We start from the raw sequence: 12,497 nt of genomic DNA on the forward strand, positions 1-12,497 counted from the left end.
TCTACTGCCATGCTAAATCTACAAAGAGAGAAACTTATAGATGGTTATATCAGTGCCTACAATCAAAAGGATCTCAAGGGTATGCTAAAACCACTTCATGAAGATGTAGTCTTTGAAAATTATTCCAAAGGGGAATTGACTCACAGCACCCAGGGAATCCATGAATTTGAAAAGCAAGCTAGGAAGGCCTTGGATATGTTTGAAACCCGGGAACAGTCACCGGAAAAATATATCCACCAAACCCACCATACCGACCTTCATTTGAAATACCGTGCCATTCTCGGGAAAGACTTCCCCGATGGAAATTTAAAGAAGGGTGACGAAATCAGCCTTAAGGGAAGGTCCGTTTTCACGTTCAAGGACGGTTTGATTTCAAAAATTCAAGATTACTCCTAAAAAATGAAGGCTGTTATCGAATTTAACAGCCTTCATTTTTTTCGGTTTATCTCAATTCTCTAATTCATATTTTAGGGTCTTCCCTTTTTCAACGGCAGGTAATCCCTCAGTCATCCAAAGTGGTGCGGGTGCACCTTTGAGGTAATGATCGAAAAACTGACTTAAACGGATGGACAAATCCTTTCTGTTTTTCCTTTGCCTTAAGTTATGATCTTCACCATTATACTGAAGCAGCCACGCAGGCTGATTCAGTCTTTTTAGAGCCATAAACATTTCTATTCCTTGATACCAAGGCACAGCACCATCTTCATCATTGTGCATAATCAAGACAGGAGTTTCTACCCTATCCATAAAGAACAGAGGTGAATTTTCTATATAGTAGAGAGGTTTGTCCCAAAGAGTCCCACCTATTCTTGATTGGGTTTGCTCATATTGAAACATCCTGCTCATCCCTGTTCCCCAACGAATACCACCATAGGCTGATGTCATATTAACCACGGGTGCTCCAGCGCCGGCAGCCTTAAACATATTGGTTTGAGTAATCAAATAAGCTACCTGATAACCTCCCCAGCTTTGGCCCTGAATGGCCATATTTTCTTCATCCACAAAACCCATCCCTACCACTTCTTGAACGGCGGGAATGATGCAGTTAAAGGCACTTGGTCCCGGTAAACCCAATTCATATTTGATATCCGGAACCAACACGACATATTCATTACTCACGAAATAAGGGATATTAATTACGGAAGCACTCGGAGCCGGAGATCGATAACGGTGCAGATTATCGCTGTTTCTTTCATAGAAATAGACCATCATTGGATACTCCTTATTTGGATCAAAGTTTTCAGGCTTGTATAAAAGCCCCTGAAGTGGTGTACCATCGCTAGCCAGATAATCTACCAATTCCACAGTTCCCCAATTGATTTCTTCCTGCTGTGGGTTCAAATTTGAAACCTTTTGTAAATCATCCATGTCCAGATCTGTCAAATATAAATCTGGATTTTCTTCAAAGGTGCTTCTCCGCACCAATACTTCATCCGATTCCTTTGCCTTGGCCAAGGAGAAATAGTAATGAGCTGTCATCAAAATTTCTTCAGGCTCAGCTCCGCTGGAAATGTCACCAAGATAAAATCCTGAATCCTTTGTTTGCTCATTAAATGCCCTTAGGTATAAATCTTCCTCAGGATCAATACTTTCTTCTTCCCTATCGAGGACCACTCTTCTGAACTCTACTTTATTTTCACGTCCTTTTCCCGCAGTGATATTGATGGCGTTAGAAGGATTTTTCGGATTTACTTTCCAAATATCATAACGGTCGTAGATTAAAAAGGCCTCGTCATCTTTTAGCCAACCTGCACTTCCATAGCTTCTAGGAAGAGATGGCTGATCATTTAATTCGTCATAAACAGGCTGGTCTATTCCTTGAGACAGGTTAATCATCTGTCCAGACCCAACCTCGTAGGCCATCCATGTGCTGTCTCTGCTTTCATACCATGTCACGAATTTTCCTTGCGGAGAAAGTGAAGGATATCCTGAAGCATTCTCTTTTATCAATTTTCTTTTGCCAGTGGCAAAATCTACCAGGTAAATGTCTCTACCTATCTGAATATCCCAGCTATAAGCTCGCATATAGGCGTCATTTGAAGTACCTAGAGCCATATCCAGCTTTATTTTGGAGGGTAGAGAAATTTCTTTTAATTCCTTGTCTTCCAATTGGGTGATTTTTCCGGATGAGATATCATAGGTTGCCAAATAAGACCTTCTTTCCTCTCTGGACTTCCGGTTTAATTGCATAGGCTGAATTTCAGCATCCTGCCAACCCCAAATATCAAGACTTGGTCTCTCCTCATCCAGGATAGTAGTGTCATTTTCGTATGGATAGTCCTTATAATCTTCAGCTACTCCAAAAAACAGCCGACTTTCGTCCTCCGAAAAAGCAAAACTCGCATCAGAACTTATTCTACCTCCCTCGAGAATCCCCTCAGATTCTTTATTTGCAAATTCTTTGACTTCACCAGATTTTACATCCGTTAAAAAAGCCTGATGGTATTTCTTTTCAGCCTTTGTCGAATCACCGGTAGACAAATAACTGAAGTAGTTAGATTGAGGAGAAAATTTCATTTTGGAATAGCTAGTCATTCCTTCGCTCAATGTGGTGGATGCACCTGAATTTAGGTCAAGCAAGTATAGACCTGCATTATCTAAAGTGTCTTGCTCCGCCAAGACATAATGCATGTAATTGCCATCTTTTGAGAAACCATAGCTTTCTACACGCTCAAAAGTATATTCCGTGCCGGAGCTATGTGATTTGACCAACAATCGGGTGCCATCAGTTTTAAGCTCCTTTGGTTTTGTTTCAGTAGAGTCTGATTCAGATTTCGCCTCGCCCTTCTCTTCCCCAGAATGCTTTTCCTCCTCCTTCTGCTTCTCCGGCTTTTCAAAATGGATTGCATACCAATCTCCTTCCTTCTCTGGAATCGAGAACGATTTTACATTTGCAAATTTCTCCATTTGGCCCGTGTTCAAATCAAGGATGAATAGGCTGTCTTTTGGCATTTCATCTTTCTTTGCTTTCCGAAGTTTCATCATTCTAACGGTATCAGCCTCAGGCACAATTTTGCCAATTGCAAAAATTCCAGAGGGAGAAAAATTATAACCAGAACCTCGATGAATGATAGTTCTCTTACTTGGGTCAGAATATGGGAAAATCTCAACTCTTGCATCACCTTCCTGAGGTTGAATGGAAAATCCTACCCACTTACCATCATCGGTAATTTGGGTAGAAGACATACTTTCCCAGCCATCATAGTCTTCATGAGTCAATGAGCGTTTTTGCTGCGAAAAACTTGAAGTGGCTATTAGAGTGATACAAAAAAGAGACAAAAGGGTCTTTTTGAAAATCATACACATTTGGTTTTTTGATTATCGAAATGCACTTGGATTATTACACCAAAGCATAACTGAGTTTGACAATAAAAGAAAGCGCTTCAGTAATTTGACTAAGAATCAAAATTACTGAAGCGCTTAAGATGTCTGTAACCGTTTAAAAAAAAACTATGGAATCTGTTCCCTAGAAATGGTCAATTCAAAAGATTCTGAGGAGTATTGGCTAAATCCAGGTACAGCTTTACAATCAGGCAATTGCCTAATCATGTGATCTAACCGATTTTCCAACCCTTTATCAACATCAGAAATCATATCAAATCCAGAAATTCTACCCACTTCATTCACATGAAGAACAAGCTTTACGTTTTCATTTTGTCTACTCTTTTTGGTTCTGAAAAGAAATGGGCCATAGCTATCAATCGCTTCTAGAGTGTTTTCGGGCCATGCCCAGTTTGAACCTAAATCTTCAGCAATTTTTGCCTCCACTACAGATAGTTCTTGTGCTTCAGGAATTTCAGAACTTGGTTTATTCGTTACAGTCGAATAAACATTCACCTTCTTAAGTGTGAGGCTCTCATATTGAATTTCAGGCGATAAGACCTCATATGAAATGGCATCACCCGATTGAGAATAGGCTCTATCGGCCGTACCGGGAAAACCCAGATAGACAATGCTGCTGAAAACAAAAATCAAAAAAGTACTTTTCATAAGAGCGATTATATTCTTCAAAAATACACATTTAATTATTTCATATACAAATAAATGCATTTAAAAATTTAACAGAAAACAAAAAAGTCTTGCCAGCAGCAAGACTCTTTTCAGAATATAAACCCAAATATAACTTTAGAGATAAAAGTTCGATCTCAAATTTTTGCCGATGAGCGCAATTGCGGAAAGCTGAAATTGCAACAATCCTCGTCAAAGAGTGTAAAGAAAATAGATTTTAAATTTAATTACAAATTACCAAAAATATTTTGCTATACTTTGAACAATCTGTAATTTCCCGCCATATTTATTAAAAATTAATCAAATTCCTGAAATGAAAATGGACAAAAATTTGGATATCGATAATATCGACCTGAAAATTATTTCATTGCTTAATGAAGATGCCAAAACTCCATATACCGAAATAGCTAAAAAGGTTTTCGTTTCGTCCGGTACAGTTCATGTCAGGATGAAGAAGCTTGAAGATATGGGTGTAGTAAAGAGCGCCACGCTGAACATAGACTTTTCCAAGCTAGGTTATGATATCGCCGCCTTTCTTGGTATTTATCTTCAAAGAAGCTCACTTTATGACAATGTCATAGAAAGTCTTCAGGAAATTCCAGAAGTAGTCCGAGCATATTATACCACAGGAAACTATTCCATTTTCGCTAAAATCATCTGCCAGGACACTGACCATTTGAGAAATGTTCTGGATAGCATTCAGCAAGTGGAAGGTATAGACAGAACTGAAACTTTGATCGTCCTGGAAGAAAGCATAAATCGCCCTATCCAATTTTTTGATAAGAAAGAATAGTAATTTAGATTAAATACAAATAACTAAAATCTAGGACGAGGCAAAGGCATATCTATAGAGCGATACATTGCCAATCTTAGAAAATGATCCTAAAAAGCCCTTCAAAATCTATTTTTTGAAGGGTTTATTTTTAATTACAAAAATATTCATTGTCTCACGAACAATAAAAATTCCTTTATTGTTGTACCTTTGACGTCAAAATAAAATTAATCTAAATAGGTCGCAGCATGAGCAAAGACAACGAGATTTTAGAGGAATTTACCACCAAAGAATACGAGCACGGCTGGTCAGTGAATTATGAGGCTGATGAAGCTCCAATAGGCTTAAATGAAGATATCATTAAGTGGATTTCTGCAAAAAAAGAGGAACCTCAATGGTTATTAAATTGGAGACTGAAGGCTTTCGACACCTTTAAAAAAATGACAGAGCCTGAATGGGCTAATGTTCATTATCCAAAAATCGATCTTCAAAAGTTAAGATATTACTCTGCGCCAAAGCAAGGGAAAAAGCCAAAAACTCTGGATGAAGTTGATCCTGAATTACTTCAGATTTATGAAAGACTTGGAATAAATTTAAATGAGCAGAAAAGGTTGCAGGGAATCGCTGTGGATGCTGTTTTGGATTCAGTTTCTGTAGCTACCACTTTTAAGGAAACTCTCTCGAAGCTAGGAATCGTTTTTTGTTCTTTCAGTGAAGCCGTTAAAGAACATCCGGAGCTTGTGAAGAAGTATCTTGGTTCGGTAGTTCCAATAACAGATAACTACTACGCAGCTTTAAATTCAGCAGTATTTTCTGATGGCTCTTTCTGTTATATTCCGAAAGGTGTTAGATGCCCTATGGAGCTTTCTACCTACTTCCGAATTAACGCTGCCAATACTGGCCAATTTGAAAGAACCCTCATAGTGGCCGAGGATGAGTCCTATGTAAGTTATCTTGAAGGTTGTACCGCTCCGCAAAGAGATGAAAATCAACTCCATGCCGCTGTGGTTGAGATTTATGCAGCCACAAATGCCGAGGTTAAATATTCTACTGTACAAAACTGGTTCCCTGGCGACAAAAATGGTAAAGGAGGTATTTATAATTTCGTTACCAAAAGAGGTCTTTGTGCGGGAGATCATTCCAAAATTTCTTGGACTCAAGTTGAGACTGGATCTGCTGTTACTTGGAAATATCCCTCCTGTGTACTTAAAGGAGATTATTCTGTCGGAGAGTTTTATTCTGTAGCTGTGACGAATAATTATCAGCAGGCAGATACTGGAACTAAAATGATTCACATTGGTAAAAACACCAAATCCAGAATTGTTTCTAAAGGTATTTCTGCTGGAAAATCCCAAAACTCCTATAGAGGGCAGGTTCAAGTTATGAAGCGTGCTCACAATTCAAGGAATTTTTCACAGTGTGACTCTTTATTAATGGGAGACAGATGTGGCGCCCACACCTTCCCTTACATTGACATCAATAACCCAACTGCTAAAGTGGAGCATGAGGCAACTACCTCTAAGATTGGTGAAGATCAAATCTTTTACTGTAATCAGAGAGGTATTGATACCGAAGATGCAGTAGCACTTATTGTGAATGGTTACGCCAAAGAAGTTTTGAATCAATTACCAATGGAATTTGCCGTAGAAGCCCAGAAGCTTCTTGCTCTTACACTAGAAGGAAGCGTCGGTTAATTCAATCAAAAGAAGAAAAAACACAACTATGCTATCAATAAAAAACCTTCATGCCTCCATCGAAGGCAATGAAATCCTACGAGGAATAGACCTGGAAGTAAAAGCAGGTGAGGTCCATGCAATCATGGGGCCAAATGGTTCTGGAAAGTCTACTTTAGCTTCGGTTTTAGCCGGGAGAGAAGAATATGAAGTTACAGAAGGAGAAGTAGTTTTTAAAGGTGAAAATCTTTTGGAATTGGCTCCTGAGGAACGAGCAAGAGAAGGAGTTTTTCTTGCTTTTCAGTACCCAGTGGAAATCCCAGGGGTTAGTTCTACTAATTTCCTGAGAACAGCAGTAAACCAAGTTAGAGAACACAGAGGTCTTGAGCCACTAGACGCGGTGAAGTTCCTCACCATGATGAAAGAAAAGATGAAGCTTGTTGAGATAGATCAAAAGCTTCTGAGCAGGGCCTTAAATGAAGGTTTCTCCGGAGGAGAGAAAAAGCGTAACGAAATATTTCAAATGGCAATGCTAGAGCCAACCCTTTCTATTCTTGATGAGACGGACTCAGGGCTTGACATCGATGCTTTGAAAATTGTTTCAAATGGTGTGAACCAATTGAAATCTAAAGACAATGCAACTATCGTGGTTACGCATTACCAAAGACTACTCGATTACATCGTACCTGATTTTGTGCATGTATTATATAAGGGTAAAATCGTAAAGTCAGGGACCAAGGAATTGGCACTCGAGCTTGAAGAAAAAGGATACGATTGGATCAAAGAAGAAATAGGCCAGGCGGCTGTTTAATAAATATTCATTGATAATGAGCACTTTATTAGACACACATCCACTAGAGAAAATACTTGAAAATCCACAGAAAGATTTTCATAGTGTAAGAGCGATGGGAAAGGACGCCTTTTTAAAGCAGGGCCTGCCATCAGCCAAAGCTGAAGAATACAAGTTCACAAATCTAACAAAGAAGCTTTCACAGAATTTTGATTCCTTTGAGATTGCAGCTGATTTCGAACTGACAGAGGAGCAAGTGAATCATGCTATTTTTGAAGGTTTTGATGGTTACCGTTTGGTATTTGCAAATGGTTACTTTCATGATGGACTCTCTTCCAAAATTGAAGGTTTAACCATATCCAAATTAGAGGAATCTTCCCTCCCACTTGGCAGTATTGCCAAAGCTGAGAAGGATCCATTTGCAGCATTAAATCAGGCTAGTTTTGAAGGAGGAGCGCAAATAGCTCTTGCCAAAAACACTCAAATTGATAAGCCTATTTTGATTCTGAATTTCATTAATCCTTCTAACGGAAATTTGATTCAGCCACGAATTTGGTTTGAAACCGGAGATTTCGGAGAAGCTACTTTCATCGAGCAACAGATACAGCTCGAGGCAGGAGACTATTTTCTTAATGAGGTCAAAGAAATCAAAGGCGGCAGAAATTCCCATATTCATTGGTATCGCATCCAAAATGAAGGAAAGGACGCCATCTCCATGAGCAATATTGAAACGGATATTCAACAAGATGCAACCTTTACTTCGGTAAACATTTCTCTTTCAGGTCATATGGTCAGGAATAATCTTAGTTTGAATCTTCTTGGAAGTAATTCTGAAGGGAATATGTACGGTTTATATCTTACTAATGGGAATACTCACGTAGATAACCACACAAATGTGGATCACACTATTCCACATGCAGAATCAAATGAACTATACAAAGGAGTCTTGACAGATAATTCCAGAGGAGTATTTAACGGGAAAATCTTTGTACGGCAGGATGCCCAAAAGACAAATGCTTTCCAGCAGAATAATAATATTCTATTATCTGAGAATGCTACGGTGAACACAAAGCCACAATTGGAAATCTGGGCTGATGATGTCAAGTGTTCTCATGGCTGTACCACCGGTCAGCTGGACGAAGAAGCATTATTCTATCTTCAAGCAAGAGGAATAGGGAAGGATAAGGCCAAAGGGCTTCTTCTTTATGCTTTCGCAGGAGAAGTGCTGGAAAACATCAAGGATGATTCTTTCAAAGCCTACTGCATCAACCTGATCCAAGAAAGATTAGGCACAAACCTCTCATAATTTAATGGCATTAGATTTAAATCATATTAGGAGTCTCTTTCCGGTACTTCATCAAGAAGTATATGGTAAACCCTTGATTTATCTCGACAATGCCGCGACCACCCAAAAGCCTCAAGCGGTTCTGGATGCCTTATCGAATTACTATTCTAAGGATAACTCGAATATTCATAGAGGAGCTCATGCATTAGCAGATAGGGCCACGGCTTACTTCGAAGAGACTCGAGAAGCGATTAAAATCTTTATCGGAGCCAAAGAGTCGGCGGAGATCATATTCACCAAGGGTACAACAGAGAGTATTAATCTAGTGGCCGCCACCTTCGGGAGAAAATTCATTAACGAAGGAGATGAGATAATCATCTCTACGCTGGAACATCACTCCAATATAGTCCCCTGGCAAATGCTTTGTGAAGAAAAGGGTGCTATTTTAAAAGTGATTCCAATTTCAGATTCAGGTGAAATCATTTTTGAGGAATTCGAAAAGTTATTGAGTTCCAAGACTAAGATGGTGAGTGTCGTACACGCTTCCAATGCATTGGGAACCATAAATCCTGTTAAAGAAATCATCCAAGCAGCGCATAAAGTTGGAGCGAAGGTTTTACTGGATGGTGCCCAAAGCACAAGTCATTTAGATATTGATGTTAAAGAGCTGGATTGTGACTTTCTTGCCTTTTCGGCTCACAAGCTTTATGGTCCTACGGGTCTAGGAATTTTATATGGAAAAAGAGAAATTCTTGAGGCCATGCCACCATTCCAGGGCGGAGGAGAAATGATTAAGGAAGTAACTTTCGAAAAGACCACCTATAATGAAATCCCTTTCAAATTCGAAGCGGGAACACCGAATATCGGAGATGTGATAGCTTTCAAAGCAGCTTTGGATTTCATTGATTCAATCGGAAAAAAGAATATCAAGGCGCATGAGGATGAGTTAATTGCTTATGCACAAGAAAAGCTTTCCGCTATCAAAGGCTTTATCCCGGTAGGGACTGTAAAAGATAGGGTTTCGGTTATTTCTTTCGGAATCAAGGATATGCACCCATTCGACGTTGGAATGATGCTAGACTCTAAAGGAATAGCAGTACGAACAGGACATCACTGTACCCAGCCCTTGATGAAAAGGCTTGGTCTGGAGGGAACTGTCAGGGCCTCCTTTTCTGTTTACAACTCGAAAAAAGAAATTGATGCCTTAGCGGAAGGTGTGGAGAAAATAGCTCGAATCAAAAATAAATGAATAGCATTCAGGATATACAAGAAGAAATAATTTCAGAATTTGAAATCCTTGGAGATGATAAAGAGTCCACGATCTATTACATCATGGAGCTCGGTGGAAACCTTCCAGAGTTTCCTGAAGAGAGCAAAATTGAAGAAAATATAATAAAGGGGTGTCAATCGAAAGTCTGGCTTACGGCAAGTGAGGAAGACGGTCGAGTTCAATTCCAGGCAGATTCGAATACTGATATTACTAAAGGATTGATTTCCCTTTTAATCCGAGTTCTTGGAAATCAAACTCCTGAAGCGATCCTGAATTCCGATTTGAACTTCTTGCAGAAAATAGGGATGGGTAATATCATTGGAAGCCAAAGGTCAAATGGTCTGGTGTCAATGATCCAACAAATGAAAAGATATGCTTTAGCTTTTCAAGCTAAGCAAAACGCGTAAGACATGGAAACAAAGGACGAAACCAAATCGAATAGTGTGCAGGTAGAAAACCTGAAGGATAAAGTGGTGCAGGCGATCAAGCAAGTCTATGATCCTGAAATCCCAGTCGACGTTTATGAACTAGGTTTGATCTACGAAATCACGGTATATCCGGTGAATAATGTATATGTATTAATGACTTTAACCTCACCAAACTGTCCCTCGGCTGAGTTTATTCCTTCAGAAGTGAAGAATAAAATACAACAGATTCAGGGTGTAAGCAATGTGGAGGTTGAAATGACCTTTGATCCGCCATATTCTCAGGATATGATGTCAGAGGCGGCAAAACTTGAATTAGGATTCTTATAAAGAAATAAATAAAAAGAATATGTACCCAGAAGAATTAATTGCACCAATGCGTGCGGAGCTTTCAGGTGTAGGTTTTGAAGAATTCAAAACCGCTGAGCAAGTAACTTCACATATCAATGAAAACCACAAAGGTACCACATTCGTGGTGGTGAACTCTGTGTGTGGATGTGCTGCAGGTGCAGCAAGACCAGGCGTAAGGTATGCTTTAGAAAAAGCAAAAGAGAAGCCTACCACCCTTGCTACGGTCTTCGCAGGAAATGACCGTGAAGCTGTGGACAAGTTTAGAGAAATTGTACTTCCTTATCCCCCATCCTCACCAGCGATGGCTTTATTTAAGGATGGAGAATTGGTGCACTTCATAGAGAGACACCACATCGAGGGAAGAAATGCCCAGATGATCGGTGATCACTTGGTAGAAGTATTTGAGCACTTTTGTAAATAATTTAAAGCCCTTCTTGGGCTTTTTTTATTCAAGATGAAAGCTCTTCGTTTGTTGAGGTTTTCATTCTTCATTATGTAGGCTTACAGAATAAATTTTATTCGCCGCCTAACAAAAGGGTGATAAAATTGATTTATGATTTTATTACATTCGTTTGAATTTTAGAGAAAACAAAGTTTTACAATAGATAACTAACTATGTCTGACAATGCTAAGCTGATCTATGATGGTCAGGAGTACGAATTCCCAGTGGTAACCGGATCGGAAAATGAATCTGCAATCGATATTGCTAAACTGCGTGGCTCCACAGGATTGATCACTCTTGATCCTGGATTTAAAAATACAGGATCCACTTCCAGTGCCATTACTTTTTTGGATGGAGAAGAAGGTATTCTTCGCTACAGAGGGTATAGAATTGAAGACCTCGCTGAAAAGTCTTCTTTCCTCGAAGTTGCATACCTCTTGATTTATGGAGAACTCCCTAATCAGAGTGAATATGAAAACTTTACTAAGGAAATCACTCATCATACCTTAGTACATGAAGACATCAAAAAAATTCTTGAAGGTTTTCCTAGCAATTCCCACCCTATGGGTGTTCTCTCCTCTCTCATTTGCGCACTGACTGCATTTTATCCTGATTCATTGGTGCCAAACAGAAGTGAGGAAGAAATCAATCTAAGCATCGTAAGGTTAATTGCGAAAATGCCAACCTTCGCTGCATGGGCGTATAAAAATGAAGTCGGGCATCCGGTAAATTATCCAGATAATCAGCTGGACTATTGCTCAAACTTCCTAAAAATGATGTTTGCACTTCCTGCTGAAAAATATGATGCTGACCCGGTGGTAGCCTCTGCTTTGGATAAACTTTTAATCCTTCATGCAGATCACGAGCAAAACTGTTCTACATCTACAGTAAGAGTAGTAGGGTCTTCTCAAGCAAGTATTTACGCATCCATTTCGGCAGGTATCAATGCACTTTGGGGACCATTGCACGGAGGTGCAAACCAATCCGTAATTGAAATGCTAGAAGCGATCAAAGCAGATGGTGGTGACGCGAAGAAGTATTTGGACAAGGCGAAAGATAAAAATGACCCATTCCGTTTGATGGGCTTTGGCCACAGAGTGTATAAAAACTTTGACCCCAGAGCTAAAATAATCAAAAAGGCTGCTGATGAGGTGCTTGGAAAACTTGGGGTGAATGACCCTGTTTTGGATATTGCGAAAGAGCTCGAATACGCAGCACTGAATGACCAATATTTCATTGATAGAAAACTTTATCCAAACGTGGATTTCTACTCAGGAATCATTTACCGAGCCCTAGGCATCCCTACTGAAATGTTTACAGTGATGTTTGCTCTGGGAAGACTTCCTGGATGGATCGCTCAGTGGAAAGAGATGCGAGAAAATGGGGAGCCAATTGGCCGACCAAGACAAGTATATGTAGGTGCAAATGAAAGAGAATATGTCTCTATGAACAAACGTTAAGTTTGATTTGACCTAGAGCAA

The 12,497-nt window shown here is 39.5% G+C and carries 12 protein-coding genes; 10 read left to right on the forward strand and 2 right to left on the reverse strand.

What is annotated here, in order from left to right:
• The first annotated feature begins 9 nt into the window (after positions 1-9).
• Positions 10-396: a nuclear transport factor 2 family protein gene (locus QVH07_RS11470; protein ID WP_290000495.1), complete on the forward strand. Its 387-nt coding sequence runs from the start codon at positions 10-12 to the stop codon at positions 394-396.
• Between the two features lie 51 nt (positions 397-447).
• Here QVH07_RS11470 and QVH07_RS11475 read toward each other — a convergent pair whose 3' ends face one another.
• Both QVH07_RS11475 and QVH07_RS11480 read right to left on the reverse strand, forming a co-directional pair.
• Positions 448-3,300: a S9 family peptidase gene (locus QVH07_RS11475; protein ID WP_290000496.1), complete on the reverse strand. Its 2,853-nt coding sequence runs from the start codon at positions 3,298-3,300 to the stop codon at positions 448-450.
• Positions 3,301-3,450: 150 nt separating this feature from the next.
• Positions 3,451-3,990, reverse strand: coding sequence for a hypothetical protein (locus tag QVH07_RS11480; protein ID WP_290000499.1), 540 nt, complete (start codon positions 3,988-3,990; stop codon positions 3,451-3,453).
• A 337-nt stretch (positions 3,991-4,327) separates the two neighbouring features.
• On the opposite strand from QVH07_RS11480, the gene QVH07_RS11485 reads away from it, so the two are divergent.
• The 9 genes from QVH07_RS11485 to QVH07_RS11525 all read left to right on the forward strand — a co-directional run bounded on the left by QVH07_RS11485 (position 4,328) and on the right by QVH07_RS11525 (position 12,476).
• Positions 4,328-4,801, forward strand: coding sequence for an Lrp/AsnC ligand binding domain-containing protein (locus tag QVH07_RS11485; RefSeq protein WP_290000500.1), 474 nt, complete (start codon positions 4,328-4,330; stop codon positions 4,799-4,801).
• Between the two features lie 227 nt (positions 4,802-5,028).
• A complete protein-coding gene (sufB, locus tag QVH07_RS11490; protein ID WP_290000502.1) occupies positions 5,029-6,474 on the forward strand; it encodes a Fe-S cluster assembly protein SufB in 1,446 nt (481 codons plus the stop codon).
• A 28-nt stretch (positions 6,475-6,502) separates the two neighbouring features.
• Positions 6,503-7,264 (forward strand): Fe-S cluster assembly ATPase SufC, encoded by a 762-nt coding sequence (gene sufC, locus QVH07_RS11495; protein ID WP_290000503.1) that lies wholly within the window; start codon positions 6,503-6,505, stop codon positions 7,262-7,264.
• Between the two features lie 16 nt (positions 7,265-7,280).
• A complete protein-coding gene (gene sufD, locus QVH07_RS11500; protein WP_290000506.1) occupies positions 7,281-8,549 on the forward strand; it encodes a Fe-S cluster assembly protein SufD in 1,269 nt (422 codons plus the stop codon).
• Positions 8,550-8,553: 4 nt separating this feature from the next.
• On the forward strand, positions 8,554-9,777 hold the full coding sequence (locus QVH07_RS11505; protein ID WP_290000507.1) for a cysteine desulfurase: 1,224 nt from the start codon (positions 8,554-8,556) through the stop codon (positions 9,775-9,777).
• On the forward strand, positions 9,774-10,205 hold the full coding sequence (locus tag QVH07_RS11510) for a SufE family protein (protein ID WP_290000508.1): 432 nt from the start codon (positions 9,774-9,776) through the stop codon (positions 10,203-10,205). Before QVH07_RS11505 ends, QVH07_RS11510 begins: the two co-directional genes overlap by 4 nt.
• Positions 10,206-10,208: 3 nt before the next feature.
• Positions 10,209-10,553: an SUF system Fe-S cluster assembly protein gene (locus QVH07_RS11515; protein ID WP_290000509.1), complete on the forward strand. Its 345-nt coding sequence runs from the start codon at positions 10,209-10,211 to the stop codon at positions 10,551-10,553.
• Positions 10,554-10,572: 19 nt separating this feature from the next.
• Entirely contained in the window at positions 10,573-10,995 is a 423-nt protein-coding gene (locus QVH07_RS11520) for a BrxA/BrxB family bacilliredoxin (RefSeq protein ID WP_290000511.1), read from the forward strand.
• A gap of 194 nt (positions 10,996-11,189) precedes the next feature.
• Positions 11,190-12,476 (forward strand): citrate synthase, encoded by a 1,287-nt coding sequence (locus QVH07_RS11525; RefSeq protein ID WP_290000513.1) that lies wholly within the window; start codon positions 11,190-11,192, stop codon positions 12,474-12,476.
• Positions 12,477-12,497: the final 21 nt, after the last annotated feature.

Source organism: Algoriphagus sediminis (assembly GCF_030403435.1).
GTDB lineage: Bacteria > Bacteroidota > Bacteroidia > Cytophagales > Cyclobacteriaceae > Algoriphagus > Algoriphagus sediminis.

Coding starts and splice junctions, on each gene's coding strand:
- QVH07_RS11470 (WP_290000495.1), top strand. CDS start 10: ATGCTAAATCTACAAAGAGAGAAACTTATAGATGGTTATATCAGTGCC.
- QVH07_RS11475 (WP_290000496.1), bottom strand. CDS start 3,300: ATGATTTTCAAAAAGACCCTTTTGTCTCTTTTTTGTATCACTCTAATA.
- QVH07_RS11480 (WP_290000499.1), bottom strand. CDS start 3,990: ATGAAAAGTACTTTTTTGATTTTTGTTTTCAGCAGCATTGTCTATCTG.
- QVH07_RS11485 (WP_290000500.1), top strand. CDS start 4,328: ATGGACAAAAATTTGGATATCGATAATATCGACCTGAAAATTATTTCA.
- sufB (WP_290000502.1), top strand. CDS start 5,029: ATGAGCAAAGACAACGAGATTTTAGAGGAATTTACCACCAAAGAATAC.
- sufC (WP_290000503.1), top strand. CDS start 6,503: ATGCTATCAATAAAAAACCTTCATGCCTCCATCGAAGGCAATGAAATC.
- sufD (WP_290000506.1), top strand. CDS start 7,281: ATGAGCACTTTATTAGACACACATCCACTAGAGAAAATACTTGAAAAT.
- QVH07_RS11505 (WP_290000507.1), top strand. CDS start 8,554: ATGGCATTAGATTTAAATCATATTAGGAGTCTCTTTCCGGTACTTCAT.
- QVH07_RS11510 (WP_290000508.1), top strand. CDS start 9,774: ATGAATAGCATTCAGGATATACAAGAAGAAATAATTTCAGAATTTGAA.
- QVH07_RS11515 (WP_290000509.1), top strand. CDS start 10,209: ATGGAAACAAAGGACGAAACCAAATCGAATAGTGTGCAGGTAGAAAAC.
- QVH07_RS11520 (WP_290000511.1), top strand. CDS start 10,573: ATGTACCCAGAAGAATTAATTGCACCAATGCGTGCGGAGCTTTCAGGT.
- QVH07_RS11525 (WP_290000513.1), top strand. CDS start 11,190: ATGTCTGACAATGCTAAGCTGATCTATGATGGTCAGGAGTACGAATTC.